Source organism: Nocardia sp. CY41 (assembly GCF_009829325.1).
Lineage (GTDB): Bacteria > Actinomycetota > Actinomycetes > Mycobacteriales > Mycobacteriaceae > Nocardia.
Window position 1 is genome coordinate 103682 of record NZ_VUOS01000023.1, and the last position, 25665, is coordinate 129346.

General features: G+C 69.5%; 22 protein-coding genes. 10 read left to right on the forward strand and 12 right to left on the reverse strand.

The features are described from left to right. Positions 1-7: 7 nt before the first annotated feature. Entirely contained in the window at positions 8-355 is a 348-nt protein-coding gene (locus GVY64_RS25375) for a MerR family transcriptional regulator (RefSeq protein ID WP_159846266.1), read from the reverse strand. Positions 356-409: 54 nt separating this feature from the next. Between GVY64_RS25375 and GVY64_RS25380 the strand changes: the two genes are divergently transcribed. After that, positions 410-1006 (forward strand): RBBP9/YdeN family alpha/beta hydrolase, encoded by a 597-nt coding sequence (locus GVY64_RS25380; protein WP_159846269.1) that lies wholly within the window; start codon positions 410-412, stop codon positions 1004-1006. 59 nt (positions 1007-1065) lie between these two features. On the opposite strand, the gene GVY64_RS25385 is transcribed toward GVY64_RS25380, so the two are convergent. After that, positions 1066-2238, reverse strand: coding sequence for a glycosyltransferase family 4 protein (locus GVY64_RS25385; protein ID WP_159846299.1), 1173 nt, complete (start codon positions 2236-2238; stop codon positions 1066-1068). A 115-nt stretch (positions 2239-2353) separates the two neighbouring features. On the opposite strand from GVY64_RS25385, the gene GVY64_RS25390 reads away from it, so the two are divergent. Next, positions 2354-3139, forward strand: coding sequence for a class I SAM-dependent methyltransferase (locus GVY64_RS25390; RefSeq protein ID WP_236567165.1), 786 nt, complete (start codon positions 2354-2356; stop codon positions 3137-3139). Here the strand turns inward: GVY64_RS25390 and GVY64_RS25395 are convergent. Beyond that, positions 3136-3447 carry a hypothetical protein gene (locus GVY64_RS25395; protein WP_159846304.1) on the reverse strand — a complete coding sequence of 104 codons (312 nt, stop codon included), beginning with the start codon at positions 3445-3447 and terminating at the stop codon, positions 3136-3138. The genes GVY64_RS25390 and GVY64_RS25395 overlap by 4 nt on opposite strands. 209 nt (positions 3448-3656) lie before the next feature. On the opposite strand from GVY64_RS25395, the gene GVY64_RS25400 reads away from it, so the two are divergent. Beyond that, on the forward strand, positions 3657-5102 hold the full coding sequence (locus GVY64_RS25400) for an aldehyde dehydrogenase (RefSeq protein ID WP_159846307.1): 1446 nt from the start codon (positions 3657-3659) through the stop codon (positions 5100-5102). Here GVY64_RS25400 and GVY64_RS25405 read toward each other — a convergent pair whose 3' ends face one another. Beyond that, positions 5103-5306 carry a hypothetical protein gene (locus GVY64_RS25405; protein WP_159846310.1) on the reverse strand — a complete coding sequence of 68 codons (204 nt, stop codon included), beginning with the start codon at positions 5304-5306 and terminating at the stop codon, positions 5103-5105. It abuts the gene before it with no gap. 332 nt (positions 5307-5638) lie between these two features. After that, positions 5639-6595, reverse strand: a complete 957-nt coding sequence (locus GVY64_RS25410) for a GlxA family transcriptional regulator (protein WP_201298148.1) — start codon at positions 6593-6595, stop codon at positions 5639-5641. Between the two features lie 85 nt (positions 6596-6680). Between GVY64_RS25410 and GVY64_RS25415 the strand changes: the two genes are divergently transcribed. Beyond that, the gene (locus GVY64_RS25415; RefSeq protein ID WP_159846316.1) at positions 6681-7457 is read left to right on the forward strand and encodes an HD domain-containing protein; all 777 of its coding nucleotides are present in this window, start codon (positions 6681-6683) and stop codon (positions 7455-7457) included. Between the two features lie 113 nt (positions 7458-7570). Here the strand turns inward: GVY64_RS25415 and GVY64_RS25420 are convergent, their stop codons facing one another. The 4 genes from GVY64_RS25420 to GVY64_RS25435 all read right to left on the reverse strand — a co-directional run bounded on the left by GVY64_RS25420 (position 7571) and on the right by GVY64_RS25435 (position 13197). Next, a complete protein-coding gene (locus GVY64_RS25420) occupies positions 7571-9403 on the reverse strand; it encodes a phosphoenolpyruvate carboxykinase (GTP) (RefSeq protein ID WP_159846319.1) in 1833 nt (610 codons plus the stop codon). Positions 9404-9620: 217 nt separating this feature from the next. Continuing rightward, entirely contained in the window at positions 9621-11228 is a 1608-nt protein-coding gene (locus GVY64_RS25425; protein WP_236567166.1) for a hypothetical protein, read from the reverse strand. Further along, the gene (locus tag GVY64_RS25430; protein ID WP_159846322.1) at positions 11215-12348 is read right to left on the reverse strand and encodes a hypothetical protein; all 1134 of its coding nucleotides are present in this window, start codon (positions 12346-12348) and stop codon (positions 11215-11217) included. Before GVY64_RS25430 ends, GVY64_RS25425 begins: the two co-directional genes overlap by 14 nt. Positions 12349-12414: 66 nt before the next feature. Further along, a complete protein-coding gene (locus GVY64_RS25435) occupies positions 12415-13197 on the reverse strand; it encodes an SDR family oxidoreductase (protein WP_159846325.1) in 783 nt (260 codons plus the stop codon). A gap of 151 nt (positions 13198-13348) precedes the next feature. Between GVY64_RS25435 and GVY64_RS25440 the strand changes: the two genes are divergently transcribed. From GVY64_RS25440 to GVY64_RS25455, 4 genes are read left to right on the forward strand one after another with little or no spacing between them, the layout of a single operon-like run. Next, positions 13349-14695: a lipase family protein gene (locus GVY64_RS25440; protein WP_159846328.1), complete on the forward strand. Its 1347-nt coding sequence runs from the start codon at positions 13349-13351 to the stop codon at positions 14693-14695. 59 nt (positions 14696-14754) lie between these two features. Then, positions 14755-15567 carry a tRNA (guanosine(46)-N7)-methyltransferase TrmB gene (gene trmB / locus GVY64_RS25445; RefSeq protein WP_159846331.1) on the forward strand — a complete coding sequence of 271 codons (813 nt, stop codon included), beginning with the start codon at positions 14755-14757 and terminating at the stop codon, positions 15565-15567. Continuing rightward, positions 15564-16292 (forward strand): NYN domain-containing protein, encoded by a 729-nt coding sequence (locus tag GVY64_RS25450; protein WP_084488352.1) that lies wholly within the window; start codon positions 15564-15566, stop codon positions 16290-16292. Before trmB ends, GVY64_RS25450 begins: the two co-directional genes overlap by 4 nt. Further along, positions 16292-19300 carry an MMPL family transporter gene (locus GVY64_RS25455; protein WP_159846334.1) on the forward strand — a complete coding sequence of 1003 codons (3009 nt, stop codon included), beginning with the start codon at positions 16292-16294 and terminating at the stop codon, positions 19298-19300. Before GVY64_RS25450 ends, GVY64_RS25455 begins: the two co-directional genes overlap by 1 nt. A gap of 146 nt (positions 19301-19446) precedes the next feature. On the opposite strand, the gene GVY64_RS25460 is transcribed toward GVY64_RS25455, so the two are convergent. Together GVY64_RS25460 and GVY64_RS25465 are read right to left on the reverse strand one after the other, a co-directional pair. Then, positions 19447-21090 (reverse strand): DUF2339 domain-containing protein, encoded by a 1644-nt coding sequence (locus GVY64_RS25460; protein ID WP_236567168.1) that lies wholly within the window; start codon positions 21088-21090, stop codon positions 19447-19449. A 1008-nt stretch (positions 21091-22098) separates the two neighbouring features. Then, positions 22099-22551, reverse strand: a complete 453-nt coding sequence (locus GVY64_RS25465; protein ID WP_159846337.1) for a hypothetical protein — start codon at positions 22549-22551, stop codon at positions 22099-22101. Positions 22552-22923: 372 nt separating this feature from the next. Here GVY64_RS25465 and GVY64_RS25470 point away from each other — a divergent pair, with 372 nt between their 5' ends. Further along, complete coding sequence (locus tag GVY64_RS25470) at positions 22924-24114, forward strand: helix-turn-helix domain-containing protein (protein ID WP_159846340.1); 1191 nt, start codon at positions 22924-22926, stop codon at positions 24112-24114. Here the strand turns inward: GVY64_RS25470 and GVY64_RS25475 are convergent. After that, entirely contained in the window at positions 24111-24479 is a 369-nt protein-coding gene (locus GVY64_RS25475; protein ID WP_159846342.1) for a MerR family transcriptional regulator, read from the reverse strand. The two genes, GVY64_RS25470 and GVY64_RS25475, sit on opposite strands and share 4 nt — an antisense overlap. A 65-nt stretch (positions 24480-24544) precedes the next feature. On the opposite strand from GVY64_RS25475, the gene GVY64_RS25480 reads away from it, so the two are divergent. Then, on the forward strand, positions 24545-25657 hold the full coding sequence (locus GVY64_RS25480) for an alkene reductase (RefSeq protein ID WP_159846345.1): 1113 nt from the start codon (positions 24545-24547) through the stop codon (positions 25655-25657). The last annotated feature ends 8 nt before the right edge of the window (positions 25658-25665 follow it).

Below are 25665 nucleotides of genomic sequence, written 5' to 3' on the forward strand. Positions count from 1 at the left end.
CGCGCTGTCACGCACTCCTCAGCGCGTCCAGCCTGCGACGCGTCGCCTCCAGCGCCTTCTGCTGCGCGGCGAGCCGCGCGGCGATGCGGTCGAGTTCGTCGCTCAGCTCGGGGCACATGTCGACAGTGACACCGTGCTCGCCGGTGCGCACACAGTCCAGGTATCGCCGGATGGCAGCGGCGTTCAGCCCCGCTTCGAGCATCACCCGGATCTGCGCGACCACGGCGACGGCGGACTCGTCGTAATACCGGTAGCTGTTCGCGTCGCGCTCCGGCGCCAGTAGCTCTTTCTCCTCGTAGTGGCGCAGGGCGCGCACGCTCACCCCGGTGCGCTCCGCAAGTTCCCCGATGAGCACGTGTCCTCCTCGCCTTGACCTTCACGCCGACGTGAACTCCTACCGTCGGACGCTATGACCTCACGAACAACGCCTACCCGCGCCGTCGTCATCCACGGCTACCACGCCACCCCCGACGACCACTGGTTCCCCTGGCTCGCCGACCGCCTCGAAGCCGCAGGCACCGCGACCGACGTCCCCGCCATGCCCGACCCCGGTGATCCCGATCCAGAGGCATGGCTCGCCGCCACCGCGAGGGCCGTCGGCACTCCCGACGAGGGGGACGCCGTGGTCGCGCACAGTCTCGGCTGCCTGACCGTCCTGCGTCACCTCACGGCGCTTCCGGGCCGGTGGCGCCTCGGCCATCTGGTGTTGGTCGCCGGTTTCGTGGACCCGCTCCCCGCCCTTCCCGAACTCGACGCCTACATCGCATCCGGCTGCGAGGTGAGCGCGATCCCCGCTCAGGTGAACCGCTTGACCATTTTCCGCTCCGACGAGGACGAGTACGTCCCCACCGCGCACACCGATCGCCTCGCCGCCCTGCTCGGCGTCACCGCGCGAACGATCCCCGGCACCGGCCACTTCCTCGCCGACGACGGCATCACCGAACTCCGCGAGGTCCTCGGCGTCCTGCGCACTGAGCCCCACGCGGAGCAGGCCGCTTCGGCGTGAAGATGCCGGCTACCGCGCCGAGAGGGAAGACGTCTTGTCCGACCGCAACCGGCGACGGTTCAGTCGACGGTCCGGGGCGCGAGCAATCCGCTCGTGTGCTCGCCTCGTGCGGCCGCTGCCAGCACTTCGTACACACCGTTCCCGGTCTGCTCCCAAGAGAATTCGCGAGCGCGAGCGCGCGCCTTCTCACCCATGACCGTGCGGGCGCCGGGATCGTCCAGTAGATCGCCCACGGCATCGGCCAGCTGGGCGACGTCGTCGACCAGGATTCCGGTGGCGCCGTCGACGATGGAATCGGTGAGGCCGCGCGAGCTCCGGTAACCGACCGTCGGCACGCCGTGCTGGGCGGCCTCGATCACCGCGAGCCCCCACCCCTCTTTCCGGGAAGGCAGCACATGCACCCACGCGCGGGCCAGGAGTTCGTGCTTGCGGCGCTCGTCCACGTGCCCGTGGAAGGTGACGGCGTCGGCGATGCCGAGTGCGTGGGCGTTGTCCCGCAGGTTGTCCGCCCACCAGCCGTCGCCGATCACGTCGAGGCGCAGCCCCGGTACGCGGTCGCGCAGCCGGGCAACGGCCGCGAGCGCGTCCTCGATCTGCTTGTGCGGCACCAGGCGGGACAGAACCACGACAGTGGGTGCGGCATTGCGGGTTTCCGCCGCGCCGGTGGGCGCGTCGACTGGAACAGGTTCAGCACCGTTGCGCACCACCGCGATTCGCGAACGGTCCACACCGAGCGTGGCCAACTCCTCCGCCGACGGCAGCGAAACGGTCAGGTATTGATTACGGCGATGCACGCGGGGTGACAGCCGCGACTCGATCCACCAGCCGATACGGCCGACCAGTCGGCCCGCCACCGGCCACTGCTCGCGGTGGCCGTGGTGCACCAGCACCACCGACGGCGCCGCGGTGACGGCGGTGGCGAAGAACGGGATGCCGTTCTGAGTGTCGATCACCGCGTCCGGCCGCACGCCGCGCAACGGACCGAGACCGATCCTGCCGAGCAGCAGCGCGGCGAGCGCTCGCGGATACACCGTGTAGCGGCCGCCCGCTCTGCTGATATCGATGCCGTCGACGCGTTCCCGCCGCGGCGCTCCCGGGTAGCCTGCGGTGCGCAGGGTGACCTTGACCCCGCGTGCCGCGAGCTGCGCGCCGACCTGCTCGAGGTACCGCTCGCTGCCGCCGCCCTGCGGGTGCCCGGTGTCACGCCAGCAGAGCAGGAGGACTTCGCGCACGGTGGAGCTTCTCTCGGTCAGTAGGTCCCGGTGGGAACGCCGGATGTCGCGCTACACCCTAACCCGAGCACCCGCCCGAGATACCCGGCATCGGGGTTGTGCGAAACTCGGCGCCGTGCTCCAAGCCGAAAAGACGCCGACGCGCAGCAGCTCGCTCCGGTTCGCCCGCCGGGCGACCCTGCGCCGGTCGCTGCGGCTGCTCGGCAGTTTCCGGTTCGAGCAGACCGACCCGGCGCTGTTCTACGGAGGTCTGGCCGCCGACAGCGCGGCGATGATCGGCGACTTCTACGCCGACCTCACCGGCCGGTCGCTACACGGGGCGACGATCCTGGACGTGGGTGGCGGGCCGGGCTACTTCGCGGACGAGTTCGCCCGCACCGGCGCGCGCTACATTCCGGTCGAGCCCGACCCCACGGAGATGCACGCCGCGGGCCTCTCGGTCGCGGGCGCGGTCCGCGGGTCCGGAATGGCGCTGCCGTTCCGCGACGACGCGGTGGATATCTGTTTCTCGTCGAACGTCGCCGAGCACGTCTCGAAGCCGTGGCTGATGGCCGACGAGATGGTGCGGGTGACCAGGCCCGGCGGGTTGGTCGTGCTGTCCTACACGGTGTGGCACGGCCCGTTCGGCGGGCACGAGACCGGGCCGTGGCACTACCTGGGTGGCGAGTACGCCGCGCGCCGGTATCGGCGCAAGCACGGCCGTGAACCCAAGAACAGGTTCGGCACGTCGCTGTTCGCGGTGCGGGCCGCGGACGGGTTGCGCTGGGCGGCAGGTGCTCCGGCGGAGGTGCGCACGGTGTTTCCGCGCTACCACCCCCGCTGGGCGTGGTGGTTGGTCCGGGTGCCGATGGTGCGCGAGTTACTTGTCAGCAATCTGGTTGTGGTGGCAACCAAAAGTTAGCGGAGGTAAGGCTCCAGCCATCCGCGGCGCCAGTGCCGCTTCCCGCACGGGGCATGCACAGGCTCACTCCACGGCGATTCACGCATCGCCAACCCGACGGTCTCGAGCGTGGTGAGGCCGACCAGGTCGGCCAGCATTCCGACGGCGGCGACCGCCTCCGCGGCCTGCATAGCCGCCGTCGCCTGCTCGATCGTCAGGGTGCGGCCGGGTAGGAAGGAGACCACCCACCCGCCGCTGCCGACACTTTTAGCCTGATGCTCGGTTTGATCACTGGTCATCAGCGACCGGCCGATCACTTGCACCGCCATGACTCGGACTCCCCAGTTTGCGGTAACGATTCGGTAATGGAGCGAGCTGATATGTCGCTACAGCATCCCCCTTCCAGCAACAGAACGCAATAGTGCGTTCTGCGAAAAGCGAACCGAGAGGTCGGGATTCACACCGGTCAGCGCCTCGACGGCGGGCAAAACTGAAACAGGTTACAGACAGAACCGGGGCAAAACTGTAACGTGTTCTCATGCATTACGACAGCTTGTTCATCGGCGGCCGCTGGACCGCGCCAGCCACCGCCGAGCGCATCCAGGTCATCTCGCCGGCCACGGTCGAGCCGGTGGGCAGCGTCCCCGCGGTGAGCCGGGCCGACGTCGACGCCGCGGTCGCCGCGGCCAGGCACGCCTTCGACCACGGCCCGTGGCCCGCCACCCCGCCGAAGGAGCGCGCCGCAGTGCTCACCCGCGCGGCGCGGCTGATCGAACAGCGCTCCGCGGACCTGCTCGCCGCGCTGACCGCCGAGGTCGGCGCGCCGCAGATGATCGCGATGACCCTGAATCAGCTCCCCGCCGTCGCCGCCCTGGACGCCTACGCGGCCCTGGCGGAGTCCTTTCCCTGGCAGGAGACCAGGGTGGGCGGATTCGGCACCACGCGCGTCACGCGCGAGCCGCGCGGCGTCGTCGCGGCGGTCACCGCGTGGAACGTTCCGCTGTTTCTCGCGGTCAACAAGCTCGCGCCCGCCCTGCTGGCCGGCTGCACCGTGGTCCTGAAGCCCGCCCCGTTGACGCCCATCACGGCCAACCTGGTGGCCGACATCTTCACCGAGGCCGGAGTGCCCGAAGGCGTGCTCTCGGTGCTGCCCTCCGAGCCCGACGCGGCCGAATACCTCGTTTCGCACCCCGGCGTGGACAAGGTGACCTTCACCGGAAGCACCGCGGTCGGCCGGAAGATCGGCGCCATCGCGACCGGTCAGCTCAAGAGCGTCTCGCTGGAACTCGGCGGCAAGTCGGCGGCGATCCTGTTGCCCGATATGGACGTGGTGGCAGGCATCCCGGTGCTCGCCTTCTCCGGCCTGATGAACAGTGGGCAGGGCTGCGTCGCGCAGACCCGCATCCTCGCCCCGCGCGGCCGGTACGACGAGATCCTCGACGCACTGGTCGAACACGTGAAGACGATGAAGGTGGGCGACCCGAACGACCCCAGCGTGCAGCTGGGCCCGTTGATCTCCGAACGCCAGCGCGACCGGGTGGAGGGCTACATCGCCAAGGGCAAGGCCGAAGGCGCGCGCCTCGTGCTCGGCGGCGGCCGCCCGGAGGGGCTGGACCGGGGCTGGTTCGTCGAGCCGACGATCTTCGCCGACGTGGACAACAAGTCGACCATCGCCCAGGAGGAGATCTTCGGGCCGGTGTTGTCGGTGATCCCGTACGAGACCGAGGACGAGGCCGTCGCCATCGCGAACGACTCGGTCTACGGCCTCGCGGGCTCGGTGTGGACGACCGACATCGAGCACGGCGCCGAAATCGCGGCGCGGGTGCGTACCGGCACCTACGCGATCAATTGGTATGCCTTCGACCCGACTTCGCCGTTCGGCGGCTACAAGGCCTCCGGGCTCGGACGCGAGAACGGCCCGGAGGGTCTCGATTCGTTCTGCGAGCAGAAGTCGCTGCTCATGCCGCTCGGCTGGACCGGGTGATCAGTCCGGTGGCATGACCACCCGCAGCAGCGGCGCACGGTTGCCGTAACGCCGGGGTGGCGCCTCGACGATCTCGACGCGCCACCCCGGCGGCAGCACTGCCCGCAGCCGCCCTGCGACCCGGCGCAGCGGGGTGCTCGCGGTCGCGAACTCGAATTCGGCCACCGTGGGGGCAAGGGACGTCGCCGTCTCCAGATCGGCCATGCTCCATCCACCTCTCGCGTCGATCTCGCCGTGCGCCGCGGCATCGCGGGTCCGATGTCGGTAGGGAAGTAGTTCAGTCGATCAGTTAACTGTCAGTAATCCGACTGGGTGATGCGGAAGGAAGAACACGCCAAGCATAAGTTACGAATACACGAAATCTCTCAACAAGATCATTACCCCTTCCCACCCCCGGCTAAACCCCTTGATCCGTAGGAATTTCGTCGACCAGCGACCGACGCCACGACGGCCCGCACCGGGCGCACCGCCGATCACCGCTGCGGTTCGGCGGAATGACTTCTCCTGCAATGGCATTCGTGGTCACTGCGGCGAACTCACCCGCCCACTGATCGGCGATAGGCGGCAGGTGTGGCGCCCGTCGCCGCACGCAGGTGCACCCGCAACGCGGTGACGCTGCCGAACCCGGCCTTGGCCGCGACGACTTCCACTGGCAAACATGTGGTTTCCAGAAGTTCCCTGGCCCGAGCGGTGCGCTGAGCGTCCAGCCAGCGCCGCGGCGTAGTGCCCACCTCCGCCTTGAAGCGGCGGATGAAGGTGCGCTCGCTCATCAACGCGTGCGCGGCCAGTGCGGAAACGTCCACTGCCGCAGCGGGTTCGGCGACCGCCCAGGCCAGAGTCGCGGCGAGACCTCCGTCGGTGGCACGCGCGGCCGGTCCATCGGGGATGTACTGCGCCTGGCCGCCCTCCCGGTGCGGCGCGGTGACATTCCACCGAGCCAGCTCCGCCGCCGCGTGCGCGCCCAGCTCCCGGCGCACCATGTGCAGGCACAGATCGAGGCCCGCCGACAGCCCGGCCGAAGTCAGCACGTCACCGTCGTCCACGTACAGCGCGGTGGGGTCCAGCCGCACCGCCGGATACCGCTCGGCGAACTCGCCGCAGTAGGCCCAGTGCGTCGTCGCCGGTCGTCCGTCCAAGAGTCCGGCCTCGGCCAGAACGAACGCACCGACGCAGATGCTCACCATGGTCGCGCCGCGCCCGGCCGCGCTCCGCAACGCGGTCAACGCCCGCGGCGGCGTCGGCAGCGTCGGAATGCCGATTCCGGGCACGACGACCACATCCGCGTCCGCCAGCGCCTCCAGTCCGTGCTCGACCCGCAGGTCGAAGCCGTTGGGCGTCCACACCGGACCCGGCCGCACCCCACACGTCCGCATCTCGAAGCCGGACGGCTCCCCCGCCTTCCCCGGCCCGTGCCGGAACGCCTGCACAGCGCAGGCCAGGTCGAAGGTCATCACCCCGTCGAGCGCGAGCGCCACCACTTGCTTCATCCCCAGCAGTTTGGCACGAATCCGAGCATTACTGTCATTTCCGCCACTCGTCGCGGGCCTCGCCGCACACTTGACTCCAAGGGCATACCGAATGACCGGGGAGAAGGAGGACATCGTGGCCGCACCGACGGGTCTCGACTGGGCATGGGCCACCCGCACGGGGGGCGCCTTGTCGAAGGAGCAACGCCGCGGACTGGCCGTCGCGATCGCCCGTACGTTGCCCGCCATGGCGCCCAACCGGGTCCGGATCGCGCTGGGCAGGCGCGGCCGCGGGAAACTGGAGTTCGCCGGTCTGCGGCTCCCCGATTCGAAGCTCGCCGTCGCGGCGGAAACCGAGGCGCGGGAGTCGCTGTCGCCGCATGTGCTGCACCATTCGTTGCGGACCTACTACTTCGGGCGGGTCCTCGCCGAACTCGACGGCGCACCCTACGACGACGAACTCGTCTACGTCTCCTGCCTGCTGCACGACCTGCAACTCGAAAGACCCACAACCGGAAAGTGTTTCGCGGTGGTCGGCGGCCAACGGGCAGCCGCGATCGCACGGGATGCGGGTGCCACGCCGGAACGGGCCGACGCGATCGGCGCGGCGATCGCCGCGCACATCACGCCCGGCGTCGCCGACGATCTCGGCGATCCCGGCGGCTTCGTCTCCGCCGGAGCGTCCGTGGACGTGCTCGGGACGCGGCTCGCGGAACTGGACCGGGATTGGGTCATCGAACTGCTGCGGCGGCACCCGCGCCTGGAATTCGAGCGGCACGTGATCGCGGCGTTCCGGGCGGAAGCGAAGGCCATGCCGGAAGGCCGCATCCATTGGCTCAACCGCGCGGGCTTCCTGACCATGATCCGGCTGTCACCGTTCCACGAATAACGCGGTCGCCCCACCGGATTCCCCCGCAGTGCGCGCAAAACGTCTGTCGCGCAGAACAAAACGCCCGCACCATCTGCCAGATGGTGCGGGCGAATGCTACTTTGGGTGGAGTGTCAGCCCAGACGCTGCTTGAGCGCCTCGAACTCGTCACGCACGCCGGAAGGCAGCTTGTCTCCGACGAACTCGAACCACTCTTCGATGAGCGGGATCTCCTTGCGCCACTCCTCGGCGTTCACGGCGAGCGCCTCGTCGACGTCCTCGGCGTCGACGTCCAGCCCGTCCAGGTCGAGCTGCGCGGCGGTCGGCACGTTGCCGATCGCGGTCGCCTCGGCCTGCGCGGAACCCTCGATGCGGCCGACGATCCACTCCAGCACGCGGGAGTTCTCGCCGAAGCCCGGCCACAGGAAGCGGCCGTCGTCACCGCGCCGGAACCAGTTGACGTAGAAGATCTTCGGCAGCTTGGCGGCATCGGCGTTCTTGCCGACATTGATCCAGTGGCCCAGGTAGTCACCGACGTGGTAGCCCAGGAACGGCAGCATGGCCATCGGGTCGCGGCGGACGGTGCCGACCTTGCCCTCGGCGGCCGCGGTCTGCTCGGAGGACAGCGTGGCGCCCATGAACACGCCGTGCTGCCAGTCGAAGGACTCGGTGACCAGCGGGACGGTGGTCTTGCGGCGGCCGCCGAACAGGATCGCCGAGATCGGCACGCCCTGCGGGTCGTCCCACTCGGGCGCCAGGATCGGGCACTGCGCCATCGGCGTGCAGTAGCGGGAGTTCGGGTGGGCGGCCAGCGTCTCGGTCTCCCGGAGGTACCAGTCGTTGCCCTTCCAGTCGATCAGATGATCGGGCTCGCCTTCCAGGCCCTCCCACCAGACGTCGCCGTTGTCGGTCAGCGCGACGTTGGTGTAGACGGTGTTGCCCGCCTCCATGGTGGCCATGGCGTTCGGGTTCGAGCTGCGGTTGGTGCCCGGCGCGACGCCGAAGAAGCCGAATTCGGGGTTCACCGCGTAGAGGCGGCCGTCCTTGCCGAAACGCATCCAGGCGATGTCGTCGCCCAGGGTCTCCGCGCGCCAGCCCGGCACGGTCGGCTGGATCATCGCGAGGTTGGTCTTGCCGCAGGCGCTCGGGAACGCGGCGGCGATGTAGTACGCCTTGTTCTCCGGGGAGATCAGCTTGAGGATCAGCATGTGCTCGGCCAGCCAGCCCTCGTCGTGGGCCATCGCCGAGGCGATCCGCAGCGAGTAACACTTCTTGCCGAGCAGCGCGTTGCCGCCGTAGCCGGAGCCGTAGCTCCAGATTTCCCGGTCCTCGGGGAAGTGGGTGATGTACTTGGTGTCGTTGCACGGCCACGGCACGTCGGCCTGACCCTCCGCCAGCGGCGCGCCCACGGAGTGCAGCGCCTTCACGAACGGACGGTCGGCGCCGAGCTTCTCCAGGGCGGCGGCGCCCATGCGGGTCATCACGCGCATCGACACCACGACGTACTCGGAGTCGGTGATCTCGACGCCGAGCTTCGGGTCGTCGGCGCCCAGCGGGCCCATGCAGAACGGCACCACGTACATGGTGCGGCCCTTCATCGAGCCGCGGTACAGCTCGGTCATCGTGGCGCGCATCTCGGCCGGGTCGACCCAGTTGTTGGTCGGGCCCGCGTCGGCCTCGGTCTTGGAGCAGATGAACGTGCGGGACTCCACCCGGGCCACGTCGGAGGGATCGGAGAGAGCGAGGAAGGAGTTCGGCTTCTTCTTCTCGTCCAGGCGCTTGAACGTCCCCGCTGCCACGAGCTGCTCGGTCAGCCGCTCCCACTCTTCGTCGGAGCCGTCCGCCCACACCACTCGATCCGGCTGGGTGAGTTCGGCGACTTCTTGTACCCAGGCGAGTAGTTCGCTGTGCTCGGTCGGCGCCTTGCCGTCGGATCCACGAAGACCAGGAATGGTCGCTGACGTCATGAAAACTCTCCTGAGATGGGCGGCTACTCGCTGCTTCGCCGCCTGGCCCTAGGCCCATGACCAGCGCGAATGCACCGAGCGCCACCGTTGGCGGGAAGGCGCCCGCTCCGACCGGTCGAACACGCACCCAGGAGGGCGGCAGATCAGGACTTAGCGGACGCCCAAGTTCCTGAATAGAGGTTAACGCGATGTGACGGCCGGTACGGTATCGGGTTCCTCACTGTGTACCCAATCGGTCGTTCGTTTCAACAGGGGAGATCCACCGATCGAGGATCGTGATGTCGCGCTCGCACGCGGCGAGCTGCCCCGGCCGTTCGGCCGCGATCCGGCGCAAATCGGCCTCCAACCGGGCCACCCGGCGATCCGTCTCGACCATTCGCGCGGTGCTTGCTTGGACCACATGATCGGCCAAAACGGTCTCCGCTTCCACGAGCGCGGTCACCACACGTTGCTCGAGCTGTGCTTTTACGTTGACCAGCGCGTCGGCGACCCATTGCCGGATGTGCGCTCGATCGGCCAGTTGGCGTCGGGCGCGCACCACCCACGCCGCCGCGCCCCCGCCGAGCAGCAGCGTTACCGGCACGGTCGCGACGTCGAGGGCGGGGACGAGGGAGAACGGAGCAACCAGCAAGCGACCGAGGCCGACACCGGCCGACGCGCCGAGCGCGATCATAAGGTGATCTTCGACACCCCGATGGCGCGGCTCCGGATCCGGTCCGACCCGTGGAGCCGGGTCGCGCCGTCGCGTCGGCGCACCGCGATCTCCGCTCTCGATCCGGGCGCTCAGATCGGCGATGCGTTCATCGATGACGTGGTCGAGAGCACCGGTCAGTTCGGTGACGGACTGCTGGAGCCGGGCCGGATAGCCGGCGAGATCGGCGGGGCGCAGCCGGTCCAGATCGGCACGCACGGCAGTGTGCAGCGCCCGGATGCTCGCTCCGATCTCGGTCATCAGATCCACCCGGGCCAGGTGCAGCTGCCCGCGCAAGGTGGACATGGCGGTCGCTCGTCCGCCGTCGCGCCCGGCCAGCAGGACGGCGCGTTCCTCGCGCAGCCGCGCCGGTTCGGCGCCGGAGCGCAGCGTCGCCACCTGCTCGGCCACCCGCTGGCGGGTATCGGCCAGCACCCGTGCGGTGACCGCGCCCGGCCGGTCACCCCCCGCGGCGGCGGCCGCGGTGAGCTGCGCGTGCAGCGCCCCGACACCGGAGCGATCGAGCAGTCCGGCGTCGCCCGCGGTGCGCGCCGCGGCCGCGAGCCGCGCCGATACCGGCACGATGTCCAGGTCGCCCGCCCCTTGCGCGGCGAGCAACTCCAAGTCGCGCTCCCGCACCGCCCGCCAGTCCTGGTAGGCGTGGACGCCGTTCATGGCGAGCAGCAGGCGGGTGCCGTCCGCGCGCAACCGGCCGATCACGCCCAATAGGTCCGCGCCGATGATGGTGCCCGCGTCGAGCAGGATCAACGCCACCGCGGGCGGGGCCGCACCGGCGGGCGAGGTGGCCTCCAACCCCGCGCCCGCGTCCGCGGGCGGCTCGGACAGCGTGACGCGCGGTTCGAACCGGGCCAGCTCGGTGCGCAACAAGGTCGTGTTCACGTCGGCGGGGCCGATCACCACAACGGCGCCCGCGCCGCCGGAGCCGTGCACCGCGCGCAGCAGCGCCATGCCCTGCGGATTCCACCGCTCCACCACGGCCGCGAGCTCGGGCGTCAGCGTGGTCGCGGCCCGTCCGGATGCCCCGTCGGCGGACGAGTCCCCCGCGCGCGACGGGGCATCCGCCTCGGGCGGCCTACTCGCCGTCGCCGATTCCGGAGGTTCAGAGACCGGCACTGCTCATCCGTTCCCATAGTCGGACGTATCCGTTGTGCACGCGCAACGCGGCGCGGCGGGCGGCAGGAGGCATATCACTGGCGACGACGGCGCGCCAGCGGGTCGCGCGGGCGAGCGCGTCGTCGGCGTCGGCGGGCGCCGGGGCGGCATACCCCGCGGCGAGGTGGGCCACCTCCGGCCCCGCGAGACCCGCGCAGAGGCCGAGCCAGACGGCGTCGTCGCCGTAGAGATAGGACTCCAGCAGGTCGCGCGCGCGGCCGCCCTCCTCCGGGACCGCGCGAGCGGCCAGCCGAGCCAGCTCGTCGAGCAGTTCGCCGCCGCGCAACGCGGACACCTGCTCGTAGCGGCGGTGCAACAACTGGTGCAGCGCGTCGATGCCGCTGGCCGCGTGCAGGATCTGCAGCAGCGCCTGGGGAGCGAGGTCCGGATCGTGGCGCAGGGCCGTGCACGCGCAGGCCACGCCGTAGAGATCCCAGCGCCGCAGCAGCTGTTCGCGCTCGGCGGCGTCCGGTCCCGGCGCGAGGAACAGGTCGGGCGCGAGGATCAGCGCTGGGTCGGCGTCGGCGGCGAGCTTGCGCAGCAGCTCCAGATCGGCACCGGTCAACGCGCCCGACCTGGTGCGCACGGCCAGTGACGCGACCACCGGAACCACCGGTATCCGCAGCTCACGGCCGTACTGCTGGGCCGCGGCCACCGCATCACCCCAGCGGGAGCCGATCGCGTCGGCCTTGTTCAGCACCGCGATCGCGCGCTGCGGCGGCAGCGTGGCCAACACCCTGCGGTCGGCGGGTGTCGGCGCGGCCGACAACACGTACACGATGATGTCGGCGTCGAGGTCGGGGTCGGGCGCTCCGGGCCGGTCCACCGGATCGGTCTCCACCGCCGACATGAGCGCGAGCGCGTGCAGCACCGTGGAGCGGCCCGCGTGCGCGCGCCCGGTCACCTGGATGCGCGGCGGTTTGCGCCAAGCGGTGACGGCGGCGGCCGCGGCGTACCCGATCTGCGGGTCACGCCCCGTGCCGAAGCGCAGCTCGGCGAGCAGCTTGTCGAGCTGATCGTGGGCGGATGTGGGAACGCCGCGCTCCCGCACCGGCCCGTCGGAATCAGTGACTGTCGGCATGCTGCCCACCCCCTTTTACGGTGCGCAATTCTGTCAGAAGTCCGCTCCCTGGACAGACTCGACCGCTCAGCTGCCGCTGAAGTATTTGTTCGCGGTGCGCACGGCCCAGTTCGGCGCGTATTTCGCCACCGTCGCCAGCACCTTCGCCTGCGCGCCGATCTCGTAGTGCACCTTCGGCAGCCGCGCGCGCTTGCGGGTGGCCTCCCAGATCCCGGCGGCGACGTCGTCGGCGGTCAGCCGCACTCCCAGCGACTTCGTCGTCCCGGTCGTCACCCCGTCCACCATGGCCGTGGCCACGAACAACGGCCAGATCGCGAGCACCCGGATGTCGTAGCGCTCCCATTCCAGGTCCAGCGCCTCGGTGAGGCTCTTCACCGCCGCCTTGGTGGCGCCGTAAGTCGCGAGTTCGGCTTGGCCGTAGATCGCCGATGCCGAGCACAGGTTGACCACCTGGGCACCCGGGGTGTCGCGCAGGTAGCGGAAGGCGCTGTGCGTTCCGGTGAGCACGCCGACCAGGTTGACCTCGACGATCGCCCGATGGGCGGCGAGTTCGATCGCGTCGAACGGCCCGGCGCGCAGGATCCCCGCGTTGTTGACCAGGATGTCCAGCCGTCCGGTCGCGGCGTGGAACTCCGCGAGACGCTCCGCCCATTGAGTGGCGTTCGTCACATCGAGCACTCCGGTGTGAACGACGCCACCCTTGGCTGTGATATCACCTGAAAGCCTGGTCAGCCCGACTTCGTCGATGTCGTAAGCCCCGACCTGGTACCCCTGCGCAGCGAAAAGCAAGGCCGTGGCCCGGCCGATACCAGCCGCCGCGCCGGTGATGAATACTGTCGGTCTGCTCATGCCCGGGAAGTCTAGTGCCGGGAATGCCGTGTACTCCGGGGTTCCCAGACGCCCGCCGGTCACTTACCCTGCTGGAGTGGTCGGCACCATACCCGGTGCGCAACTTGAACTTTCGCATGCGGCAACCGACCTCGACGATGAGGAGGTTGCGATGACCGCGAATGTCATCGGCGCTGTCGACCCGGAACCGGCCTGTCCCGCGGACCGCAAGCCTTTGCTGCCCAGCACGGACCCGTTCCATCGACCGCCCAAGGGGTTCGCGGCCAAAGCGCCCGGCACCATCCTGCGCAGCAGGAAAATCGACGTAGCGCTGTTCGGAATTGTGCCGCAACAGGTCTCGGCCTGGCAGCTACTGTACCGCAGCTGCGATCTACACGGGGCGCCGGAAGCGGCGATCACCACGGTCCTGCTGCCGGTCGACGCGGAACCCGACGAAGATCGCCCACTGCTGGCCTTCCAGACCGCGATGGACGCGGTCACGGAGAAATGCTCCCCGTCCTACGCCCTGCGGCGCGGCGCGCGCGCCCTCGGCTCGATCACCCAGCTCGAATGGCTGCTGGTCGCGAACGCGCTGCGGCGCGGCTGGGCGGTGACCATCGCCGACCACGAGGGCCCGCACGGGAACTTCGGCGCGCCGCGTGAGCCCGGCTACCGCGCGCTCGACGGCATCCGCGCCGCCCTGCGCTTCGGCCCGCTCGGCCTCGGCCCGCAGACCCGCGTAGCGGTATGGGGCTACTCCGGCGGCGGTATGGCCAGCTCCTGGACGGTCGAGATGGCGCCGACCTATGCCCCGGAGCTCGACATCGTCGGCGCGGTGCTCGGCGCCCCGGTCGGCGACCCGCGCCAGGTCTTCGACCGGCTCAACGGCACCCCCTACGCCGGCCTGCCCGCCATCGTCATCGCCGCCCTGCGAAGGCTGTATCCCGCGTTGAGCTCGCTGATCGACGACCAACTGGGTCCGGAAGGCCACCGATTCGTCGTCCGCGCGGAGAACGCGACCCCCGTGGGCGCCATCCTCGGGCTGGCCGGCAAGAAAGTGGACGACTTCCTCGACCGCCCGCTCGCGGAGGTGCTCGACACCCCCGAGTTGCGGGCGATGTTCGATGACCTGCGGCTGGGCAACACGACGCCCGCCTGCCCGCTGCTCGTGGTGCAACCGATCCACGATCAGGTCATCCACATCGAGGGGATCGACGGGCAGGTGGCGCGCTACCGCCGCGGCGGCGCCGCGGTGACCTACGTCCGCGACCGGCTCAGCGAGCACTTCTCCCTGCTGCCGCTGTCCACGCCGATCAGCCTGGACTGGCTGGCCGACCGGTTCGCCGGGCAACCGGTGAGCGACGTCGGCGACCGCACCGTCTGGTCGGTCGCGGCCTCGCCCTCGGGCGTGCGTGGCCTGCTGGAGATGGCGGTGACGGCGGCCAAGGTCGCGCTGGGCAGACCACTGCGCCAGGAACGTCCCACGGTTGCCGCAGTCGCGCCCGCGCGCGCCGCCTGACCTCCTGCTCAGCGGTGCGCGCACAACCGCTTGCCGCGCTGATCGCCGGATGCTGGACAATGGACGCCGTGAACGACGCCGCGAACCATACTGCCGAGTCAGTTCCGGGCCCGCCGTCCACAGCTTCGGCTCCGGCCGAGGGCGGGCCCCGGCACAAGACCGGCTCCCGCCTGTACCCACGAGTCACCAGCTTCCGGTCGCGCAGGGGCGCGCTGACCGCGACCCAGCAGCAATCCTGGGACCGGATGTGGCCGTCGATCGGCCGCGAGGTCGCCGACGAGCCGCTGGACGCGGCCGCCTGGTTCGGCCGCGACGCGCCGCTGGTGATCGAGATCGGCTGCGGCACGGGCACCGCGACGGCCGCCATGGCGCAGGCCGAACCGCACCTGAACCTGATCGGCATCGAGGTCTATCAGCCCGGCCTCGCGCAGCTGGTGCAGCGCATCGAGCGCGAGGCGATCGGGAACATCCGGCTGCTGCGCGGCGACGCGGTGGACGTGCTGGAGAACATGATTGCCGAAGAGTCGCTAACCGGTGTCCGCGTGTTCTTTCCGGACCCGTGGCCGAAAGCGCGCCACCACAAGCGGCGGCTGCTGCAGCCCGCGACGGTCGCGCTGATCGCCGGCCGCCTGAAGCCGGGCGGCGTACTGCACGTCGCCACCGACCATGCCGGCTATGCCGAGCACATCCATGCGGTCGGTATGGCGGAGCCCCTGCTCAGAGGATTGAACGAGGCCACGGGCGGCGTCAGTGCGGAACATCGCGCCACCGCGCCGATCGGGTTCGAGCGTCCCGTCACGAAATTCGAAGGCAAGGCACATCGCGCCGGTAGCGCCATCACCGAGCTCATATGGGGGAAGATCGACCGATGAGCGTCAGTGAGATGGCCCACGAAGTGGTCGATGTTGCCGGGGAGGTGCACGGAAGCGGAGCGGAAGGCCTGGGCAGCGCTGGGCCGGACGTGCGCCGCGTCCTGTTGGTGTGGGACGCCCCGAACCTCGACATGGGCCTCGGCGCCATCCTGGGCGGTCGTCCGACCGCCGCCTACCGCCCGCGTTTCGACGCGCTCGGCCGCTGGCTGCTGGCCCGGACCGCCGAACTGTCGGTGGGCGCGGTGCATCGCGTGGAGCCCGAGGCCACCGTCTTCACCAACATCGCGCCGGGCACCGCCGACGTCGTGCGGCCCTGGGTGGAGGCGCTGCGCAACGTCGGCTACGCGGTCTTCGCCAAACCCAAGATCGACGAGGACTCCGACGTCGACGCCGACATGCTCGCGCACATCGCCCTGCGCAGTCGCGGCGCCGGCCTGGCGGGCATCATGGTCGCCTCGGCCGACGGCCAGGCGTTCCGCGAACCGCTGGAGGAACTCGCCGCCAAAGGAGTGCCGGTTCAGGTACTCGGCTTCCGCGAGCACGCGAGTTGGGCCGTCACATCCGATACTCTCGAATTCATCGACCTCGAGGACATTCCGGGCGTGTTCCGTGAACCCCTGCCCCGGGTGAGCCTCGACTCGTTGCCCGACGAGGGTGCCTGGCTGCAGCCGTTCCGGCCGCTGTCGGCACTGCTCACCTCTCGCCCCGCCCAAGGAGTCGCTTAGTGTTCACACGCTGGGGCGATCTGGTATACCGGCTGCGTTTCGCCGTCATCGGCGTGGTCGTGGCCGGTCTTCTGGCTCTCGGTGGCTACGGCCTCGGGTTGGAGGACCACCTCAGCTCCAGCGGGTGGGATGACCCGACATCGGAGTCGGCGCGCGCGGCGCGAATCAAAGACGGTGCCTTCGAACGGGATCACAACTCCGACGTCATCGTGTTGTACACGGCGCCGGACGGCAAGACCATCGATGATCCGGAATTCAGCGGCAAGATCGTCGAGAATCTCGCGAGTCTACCTCGCGAGCATCCGGACGAGATCACCAAGGTCAACGGCATCTACTGGCGCAACGACGCGAATATTCCGGTTCAGGCCTCTGTTTTCGGCTCCAAGGACAAGAAGTACGCGTTCGCGTCCATCGCCATCAAGGGCGACAACGACACCGACATGGTGCGCAACTACCGGAAGGTGAAGAACGTCTTCTTCATCCCCGGTGTGGATGTGCAGGTGACCGGCCTGCAAGCGGTGGCGGGCACGCTGAACGACACCATGGCCGACGACCAGAAGCGCATGGAGATCCTGGCCATTCCGGCGGTGGCCCTGCTGCTCTTCTTCATCTTCGGCGGTATCGTCGCCGCCGGATTGCCCTTGATCGTCGGTGGCCTCACCGTGGTCGGCGCGTGGGGCATCGTCCGCTTCATCACCGAGTTCACCGAGGTGAATTCGTTCGTCTCGCCGGTCGTCTCGATGATCGGCCTCGGCCTGGCCATCGACTACGGCCTGTTCATCGTGAGCCGATTCCGCGAGGAACTCGCCGAGGGTTACAACACCAGAGCGGCCGTCCGCAGATCGGTGATGACGGCGGGCCGCACCGTGGTGTTCTCCGCCACGATGATCGTCGCCAGCCTCGGCGGCATGCTGCTGTTCCCACAGGGTTTCTTGAAATCGGTCGCCTACGGCGCCATCGCGACGGTCTCGCTGGCGGCGCTGACCTCGATCACCGTCCTGCCCGCCATGCTGGCGGTGCTCGGCAAGCGCGTCGACATGCTCGGGCTCAAGCGGTTCCGCAAGACGAAGACCGCCGACGAAGTGGAAAGCGGCTTCTGGGGCCAGTCCACCCGCTGGGTGATGAAGCATCCGCTCAAGATCGCGATTCCGCTGTGCATCGTTCTGCTGCTGCTGATCATCCCGGTCAAGAACCTCAGTTTCGGCGGCATCAACGAGCGGTATCTGCCACCGGACAATCCGACTCGTCTGGCGCAGAAGGAATTCGACAAGGTCTTTCCGCTGCGCAAATCGGACCCGATCGAGCTGGTTTTCGTGGTCGATGATCCGAGCCTCGCCCCCCAGGTGGGCAAGGTGGTCAAAGAGGCGAGCAAAGCTCCTGGCCTAGCGGGCGAATTCGATTACCCTCCGCGCACGGCCCCTAAAGACAAGACCATCTACAACACCTCCGTCACGTTGATCAATTCGGAGGACGCCGAACCGACCATCGATTATCTCCGATCGCTGGAATTACCCGACGGCGTCACCATGCTCGTAGGCGGTCAGCCGACCATCCAGAAGGACAGCATCGACGCGCTGCTGGCCCGGATGCCCCTGATGATCGCGCTCGTGTTGTTCGTGACGACGCTGCTGATGTTCCTGACCTTCGGCTCGCTGGTGCTGCCGATCAAGGCCGCGCTGATGAGCGCCCTCGGTCTCGGGTCCACGCTCGGCATCCTCACCTGGATCTTCATCGATGGCCACGGGGCCGGGCTGTTGAATTTCACTCCGCAGCCGATCATGTCGCCGGTCTTGGTGCTGATCATCGCGATCATCTACGGTCTGTCGACCGACTACGAAGTCTTCCTGATGTCGCGCATGGTCGAGGCGCGTGCCCAGGGCGCGAGCACCACCGAGGCCGTCCGGATCGGCACCGCGCAGACCGGCCGGATCATCACCGCCGCCGCGCTGATCCTGCTCGTCGTCACCGGAGCGTTCGCCTTCTCCGACCTGGTGATGATGCAGTACATCGCCTACGGCATGATCGCGGCGCTGTTCATCGACGCCACCGTGCTGCGCATGCTGCTCGTCCCGGCCACCATGAAACTCCTCGGCGACGACTGCTGGTGGGCCCCGGCCTGGATGAAGAAGGTGCAGGAGAAGGTCGGGCTCGGCGAGCCGATCCTCGACGACGAGCGGGTCGGCGGGAGCGATGTCGTCGACCTGGTCAAGACCACGCCGATCACCGACCCGGTGACCATGCAGATCCCCGCGGTGGCCGACGCCAACAAGGTGCCGCGCAGGCGCAAGCCGCGCACGGTCGCCGAGATCGAGGCAGAAGCGCCGACCAGGCGGCTGGACCGGGTCCCGCCGTCATCCGCACCGCAGGCGACGCCCGCGCCGCCGCCGCTCGATCCGGGCAGGCAGCGACCGGAACCGCCGCGCAATTCCACACCCCCGCAGGGCGAACCGATTCGCCCGCGGCGGATCTCCCAGGTCCCGAACGATCCTCGCTCGGCACCCGATCAGGCGGAACAGCGGCCGCCGGCGCCGCCCGCGAACCCGGGGCCGCGACCGGCGCCGCCCACCGGTCTGTCCCAGGACCTGAACGCGCCGTATGCCGGTGTGCCGTCGGTGATCCTTCCCGAGCCGAGCCCGCGGCCCGCCGTCTCGCCGATCACGCCCCCCGCTCCGCGCCCGACGCGGGCACCGGAACCTCGCCCGCTCTCCGGCATCACTCAGGACCCGACCGTCGACCTCGTACAACAGCCTCATGCTGCGCGGCACCTGCCGCCCGAGGTTCCGGACGCATCCGAAGGTCCCGCGCATCGCGCACCCGAACCCGAGGCTCCCGCGGAGCCGTACAACGGTCCCGACACCACCAACCGCAGCAGCATCGAGAGTTGGATGGCCGAACTGCGCTCCTCCCGCCGCCACATCGGCAGGGTCCCCGAGGAGGGCAGGCACCACGGCGGCGACGGCCGCACGGTGAGCGTCAACGAACTGCTGCGCCGCCGCGAACGCGAATGAGCCGTAGTCGCTGACCATGGAAAAGCCGCTGCGCCCGTCGGGCACAGCGGCTTTCTCCTACTCAGGACGCGCTGTGCAGTACCGCTGACCAGGTCTGCGAAAGCAAGCCTGATCGGCCGGGCAGCACCCCCCTGGTGAGTACCAGCTCAGCCGTCGGCGTCGATCTTTCGCTCAGCCGCTTCCCCAGCGTCATCGCGGTTTCCGTCAGAGCCGGTGCCCGCGTCGGCGAAGGCCCGGGCATAGCGGGTTCCGGCCAAGAGCAGCAGGATGCCGACGATCAGGAACGCCGCGACGCGGACCAAGCCGTCCAGGGTGGCCAGGTCGAAGAGGAACAGTTTCGCCAATGCGGCTGCGGTGACCAGGAGACCGGAGCCCAGCGCGAGTTTGGCGACCGCAGGTGCGTCGGCGAGTTCGCGAAGTCCGAACAGGAGTGCGCCGGTCGCGGCCGCCATCCAGAGGATGGTCGCGGCGCTGTGGCCGAGGAGGAACCCGTTCGGCGTGCCGGTCGCGACGCCGATCGAGACCGTCACCGTGGTCACCGCGTAGAGTCCCGCGACGCTCGCGGCGATCCACGGCCACGCACTGCCCCGGGCAAGGCCGGGCAGCCGCCGCGCGCACCAGAGCGCCGCGGCCACCACACCGAGGGCCAGTACCGCCCCGAGCACGCTCGCCACACCGAGGCTCGCCTCCGAGCGATGCTGCGAAGCGAGGACTTCGGGGCTCGCGACGTTCAGCAACGCGAAGCCGCCGAGCACCGCGAAGGCCGTGCCGAGGCCCGCCGCCGGACGCGACCTCCGCTGGCCCGCCACGCCGAGGAAGGCCGACGCCACCAGGAGCAAGGCCGTGGGCAGCGTCCGCGTCTCGGTCGCGCCGACGCACGCCTCGAGCAGCGCGATCGAGCCGGCGAGGGCCGCCACGAGCGCGGTATGCCCCGGAATTCGCAGAAGCGCATGCAGTTTCGGCACCAGAGTCACCGCAGCGAGGAGCAAGAGCACCGTCGCGATGATCGACGCCACCGACACGGTGACGACTCGTTGCTCGTACATCCCCGGAGCGACGAGGATCGGCACGAGCGCCGCCGCCATCGTCGACGAGGCGGTGAGATCGGCGGCCCGGCGCCGGACGACGACGATCGTCCCGGTGACTCCGACCAGTGCGACCGCCGCCGCGGCCGCGAGAACCCAGGCGCGCTCCGCGGCCGCGGGCGTACCGAGGGCCGCCCCCGTGACGAACGCGAGCGTCGCCAGTACGGCCGGCAATGTCCGTGCCACGTGCAGATACGGCCAGTTCCTGGCCAATTGCACCGGTACGCAGGCGCACTGCAACACGATCAAGAACGCGAGGAGCACCGGCCGCGTGGTCAGCACCGGAGACAGCGCCGCCGCGGCGAGCACGACCAGCACCGCCAAAGGCTGTGCACGCCATTGCATCGCCAGCCCGACGCCCGCGGCGGCGACACCGAAGGCGACGGCGAGCCCGAACACCGGGTGCAGCCAGTGGTAGACGGCCGTCACCGCGACGACGTCGAGGTAAGCGCCCGCGATACCGGTGACGGCCAGCGCGATACCACCGACCCGCCCGCCGGTCCGCTGGAAGACCCGCACGCCCGCGCCCACGAGCGCGACCGAGAAAACCGCACCGGCAACCACTCTCGGTACCGGTCCGAAGAAACCCGCCTGCGCGGCCAGGACCAGCAGCATCGCGACGCCGATCAACGTCACCGCGACACCGGCCAGCGCCAGGATCCGGCTGATCACGCCGTCGCGCTGCCACCACGGCGTGTGCGGCACCGGTGGCCTCACGCGCGGTGGTACGGGAGGACGAGGCGGAATCGGCCCCTGCGCGTTCGGCGGCCACGGAGCGCCACCCCACGCGCCGCCGGGCGGCGGGGCGAAACGCGGAACGTACGCGGGCTGCGGAGGGGGAACCGGCATACCGGTCGTCGGCGCGTAACCCGGCCAGGGCGGCATCACCGGTGGGACCGAATCGGACGATCCCGTGTTTACGCCGCTGGTGGTCCCCTGGGCCGCACCGGACGACGCACTCCTACCGGAACGGCCACCCACGGACGCATCGTCCGTATCCGACGGCACCGCGACCGGAACAACGGGCGCATCGGCTGCCGCTTCACCGGGAACTTCGAGCGCCGGGCCGCCGGTTCCGCCAGGTACGGAACCGATCGCCTCTCCCGACGCCGGCTCGCGCGCTGCCCCGGTCCCGGGCACACCCGGCGTACCGGACGCCCACCCGCGAGCCGCGTCCCTCCCGGGCACATCCTGCGCGCCGGATACCGACCCGGCCCCTGGCACACCCGGCGCACCGAGTCGCCACGCACGAGCAGCATCCCTCTCGGGCACACCCGGCGTACCGGAGTCCGACCGTTGCGTTTCCTCTGCGCCAGGCGCACCCGATAACCGCCCGCCAGTTACGTCAGCCCCGTACGCACCCGGCCAACCGGATACCGGCCCACCCGCTCGCCCTGGCACGGGCGCATTCGATGTCCATGCGCCGGAATCCCCCTGAAGGCCGGTCGTTTCCGCGGTGACCTGCTCACGCAGCAGATCCAGATCCCGTCCGAGCACGCCCAGCCGCGTTCCCAAGGTGGTGAACTCGCCGGAGAGCCGCGCGAGCAGCGCCGGATCGATGGAGGTAGTCATGACTTCATGCTGGTTTCCGCGCCGCGCGCGGGCATGAGTAGTTACCCCTGGTAGACGGACGGGTTCTACCCTGCTTCCGACCAGCCGGCCCGACCGGCCCGCACCCGGGGCAGTCGGATGCGGACCGGTCGCGCCAGGTGGTCAGTGCGCGCGGAGTCCGACCACCTCGTGCACGGCGTCGATCACCGCGCCGCGCGGCGGCATGCGCAGGACGCCCGGCGCCGGTTCACCCGCCCAGTGCCAGCCCAGCGACGAATCGGAGCTGGGGAGCACGACGATGCGACCGCCGGGGACCACGGTGACCCCGTGACCGGCGAGGCAGCGTCGGACCGGGACCTCCACCGGCCGAGCCGGGCTCGGGGGCGTGACGAGAAAGGTCCAGGAGCGTTCGCCCGGGTCGGCGATCACGGGGGCGGTGTGCTGGCGGTTCAACGGAGCCAGAACCTTCCTGCCCAGTTCCGGCGGCATGACGATCGCCCCGATGATGGATCCGGTGGTGATGATCGGGCGTCCGGCGAGAACCTGGACCGGAAGCCCGTAGGTATGCCGCAGCAGATGTGCGACTTCATGGGGTGTATGACAGCCCTCGAACATCGCTCTACTCCGCATCATGGGAGCCGAATCCGGTCATAACGGCAGACTTTCGGCATAGCAACTCGCGCCGGTCGCGCATCGGTGTTCCGGTGTTCGCGGACCGTGCGCTGACGCGGTGTTCCGATCGAATTGCGCTGTGGCGCCCCGGTCGCGTGATCTGTGCACCAGGCCGCCGCGCGCGATCGGCGCGCCCGGCCTGCACGGTGGTATTCGGCATGATTTTCATTGCCGCCGCCCTTTGCAGTCAAAGTTGCAGAAAGGCAACGGTATTCCAACCAGCAGCGAACGAGTCGTACGCAATGTCCCACTCCGGTAGTCGCGGATAACATAGCGTCGTACTCTGAAACCCAGATTTAACAAAAGGACTTGGGTATGGACGACGCGTCGATCGGAGTTCGGATCCGCCAGTTCCGCGGGAAGGCGCTCACGCAGCGCCAGCTCGCCGATCAGGCGGGTGTCAGTGTGGATCTGGTGCGCAAGCTCGAGCAGGGCGGCCGTCAGACCGCATCCATCGCCAGCTTGCAGAAGATCGCCCGGGCCCTGGACGTGGACATCGCCGACCTGATCGGCAAGCGCCAGGGCGTGCCGTCCGCCGATCCGGACGCGGGCATCGTGGCCATCCGCCGCGCTTTGACGCCGGTCGATGACCTGCTGGGCGAAACCAAGGAGGAGGCGGCGGTCAGTCTCGACGATGGCCGTCGCTCGGTCGAATACGCCTGGGGCGCCTATTGGTCCGGTCGCTACGAACTGCTGACCTCGATCCTGCCGCCCGGATTGACCCAGCTCCGCGCCACCGTGCACGCCGCGCACAACGGTTCGGTCGCGCCCGCCAACGAGTTGCTGGCCCGGATGTACTGGGTGACCGGATGCACGCTGGTGCATCTCGGTCAGACCGATCCGGCGTTCCTGGCGATCCGGCAGGCGCTCGCCGCCGCCGAGCTCGGCAACGATCCCCTGCTGCTGGCCACCATCCGCGGATCGGTGGCCTGGCAGTTGCTGGTGCAAGGCCGCTACGACGAGTCCCGCGGCGTCGCGCTGAACGCGGCCGCGGCTGTGGAGCCCTCCGGCGACGTCACACCGATGCACCTGTCCGCCTACGGCTCACTGGTGTTGCAGGGCGCGACCGCGGCGGGCCGGGCGCAGGACGTGCCCGACGCGTTGTCGCTGGTGGAGACCGCGAGTGAGATCGCCCTGCGGATCGGCGCGGATCGGCAGGACTACGAGACGTATTTCGGCCCGTCGCAGGTCGTCATGCAGACGGTCGACGTCAACGTCTCCTCGGAGCGTTACCCGGAGGCGCTGGCCGCCGCCAAGGACATGCCTGCCAACGGCAGTCTCCCGCAGGCCTCCCGGGCCCGGCACCTCGCCGACACGGCGGTCGCGCTGACCCGCACCGGCAGGCATCAGCGAGCGCTGGACGCCTTGCTCACCGCGGAACGGGTGGGCGGCGCGGACTGGTTGAAATACCAGACGCTGCCCCGGCATATCGTGTCCGAACTGCTCGACCACGATCGGAAGGTGCCGCTGCGTGCGTTCGCCCGCCGGCTCGGGGTCAACACCTAGGCCGACGACCGTTCGTCGGCTCGTTCGATCACCTCGTCCAGCACTTCCCGCGAGCGCACGAGATCATCGATGGTCCGGGTGATCCGCTCCCGCTCGGTCTGCAGCTCGGCGACCAGCGCCGGGGTGGCGTACTCGTTGGGACCGCCATCCGCGTCGCGCATGCAGGGCAGGATGCGCGCGATCTTCTTGCTGGTGAGTCCCGCCGCGAGCAACTCCTGGATGTGGATGACCCGGTCCACCGCCCGTTCCGGATAGTCTCGATGACCTCCGGGCGTGCGATCGGAGGCCAGCATGCCTTGCTGCTCGTAGTACCGCAGCGACCGTTCACTCACGCCGGTGCGCTCGGCGAGCTCCCCGATTCGCATCCGCCACCTGGCCTTTCCCGTTCCGGCTTGAATCTCACATCGGTGTCAAGTTTTACCGTATCAACATGACGAACGCAGCGGATTCCGCCCTCTTCCAGCCCGTGGCCCTCGGCTCCCTGGTGCTGCCGCACCGTCTCGTGATGGCGCCGATGACCCGCAATCGCGCCGCGGCCGACGGCACGCCGTCGCCGCTCATGGCGACCTACTACGCCCAGCGCGCGAGCGCGGGCTTGATCATCGCCGAGGCGACGACGCCGAACCGGGTGGGCCAGACCTACGCGAACATCCCCGGCATCTACACCGACGCGCACATCGCGGGGTGGCGTGCGGTGACCGACGCCGTCTCGGCGGCGGGCGGGCGTATGTTCCTGCAACTCCAGCACGGTGGCCGGGTCGGCCATCCGGACAACAGCGGCCTGACCCCGATGGCGCCCTCGCCGATTCCGCTACCGGAACCCGTCCACACTCCCAGCGGCGCGCAGGATGCCGTTGTGCCGCTGGAGATGTCCACCGCCGATATCGAAGCCACCGTCGCCGGTTTCGTCTCCGCCGCCCGAAACGCCATCGCGGCCGGATTCGCCGGGGTGGAGGTGCACAGCGCGAACGGTTATCTGCTGCATCAATTCCTCGCGCAGAACACCAATCACCGCACCGATTCCTACGGCGGGACCGTGACCAACCGCATCCGCTTCACCGTGGAAGTGGTCGAGGCGATCGCCGACGCGATCGGCGCCGAGCGCGTCGGGGTGCGCATCTCCCCCGGAGTTTCCGTCAACGGCGTCGACGAGGGCGACACCGAGGACATCTATCCCGCACTCGTCTCGGCGCTGGCGGACAGGGGCCTCGCCTACCTGCACTACGTCTTCGCCGATCCGGATCAGCCGCTGTTCCGGCGGATTCGGGCGCTGTGGCCGGGCGTCCTGATCGCCAACCCGAATCTGGGCTGGGGTGTTCCGCTGCCCGAGGACGGCGGCGGGCATGCCGCTCAGCGCCTGCTCGCCGGTGGCGCGGACATGATCTCGCTGGGCCGTTCCTTTCTGGCCAACCCCGACTTGGTCGAGCGGTTGCGCACGGGCGCGCCGCTGAACCCGGTTCGCGACGCGCACCTCATGTACGTGGGCGGCGCGGAGGGCTACACCGACTACCCGACGCTGGCCACGGTGCCGACCGCCGCCTGACCCGGCCG

What these genes read in the sequence shown, in the direction of transcription:
- GVY64_RS25380 (WP_159846269.1), top strand. Translation starts at nt 410, where the DNA reads ATGACCTCACGAACAACGCCTACCCGCGCCGTCGTCATCCACGGCTAC.
- GVY64_RS25395 (WP_159846304.1), bottom strand. Translation starts at nt 3,447, where the DNA reads ATGGCGGTGCAAGTGATCGGCCGGTCGCTGATGACCAGTGATCAAACC.
- GVY64_RS25400 (WP_159846307.1), top strand. Translation starts at nt 3,657, where the DNA reads ATGCATTACGACAGCTTGTTCATCGGCGGCCGCTGGACCGCGCCAGCC.
- GVY64_RS25405 (WP_159846310.1), bottom strand. Translation starts at nt 5,306, where the DNA reads ATGGCCGATCTGGAGACGGCGACGTCCCTTGCCCCCACGGTGGCCGAA.
- GVY64_RS25415 (WP_159846316.1), top strand. Translation starts at nt 6,681, where the DNA reads ATGACCGGGGAGAAGGAGGACATCGTGGCCGCACCGACGGGTCTCGAC.
- GVY64_RS25420 (WP_159846319.1), bottom strand. Translation starts at nt 9,403, where the DNA reads ATGACGTCAGCGACCATTCCTGGTCTTCGTGGATCCGACGGCAAGGCG.
- GVY64_RS25430 (WP_159846322.1), bottom strand. Translation starts at nt 12,348, where the DNA reads ATGCCGACAGTCACTGATTCCGACGGGCCGGTGCGGGAGCGCGGCGTT.
- GVY64_RS25435 (WP_159846325.1), bottom strand. Translation starts at nt 13,197, where the DNA reads ATGAGCAGACCGACAGTATTCATCACCGGCGCGGCGGCTGGTATCGGC.
- GVY64_RS25440 (WP_159846328.1), top strand. Translation starts at nt 13,349, where the DNA reads ATGACCGCGAATGTCATCGGCGCTGTCGACCCGGAACCGGCCTGTCCC.
- trmB (WP_159846331.1), top strand. Translation starts at nt 14,755, where the DNA reads ATGGACGCCGTGAACGACGCCGCGAACCATACTGCCGAGTCAGTTCCG.
- GVY64_RS25450 (WP_084488352.1), top strand. Translation starts at nt 15,564, where the DNA reads ATGAGCGTCAGTGAGATGGCCCACGAAGTGGTCGATGTTGCCGGGGAG.
- GVY64_RS25465 (WP_159846337.1), bottom strand. Translation starts at nt 22,551, where the DNA reads ATGTTCGAGGGCTGTCATACACCCCATGAAGTCGCACATCTGCTGCGG.
- GVY64_RS25470 (WP_159846340.1), top strand. Translation starts at nt 22,924, where the DNA reads ATGGACGACGCGTCGATCGGAGTTCGGATCCGCCAGTTCCGCGGGAAG.
- GVY64_RS25475 (WP_159846342.1), bottom strand. Translation starts at nt 24,479, where the DNA reads ATGCGAATCGGGGAGCTCGCCGAGCGCACCGGCGTGAGTGAACGGTCG.
- GVY64_RS25480 (WP_159846345.1), top strand. Translation starts at nt 24,545, where the DNA reads ATGACGAACGCAGCGGATTCCGCCCTCTTCCAGCCCGTGGCCCTCGGC.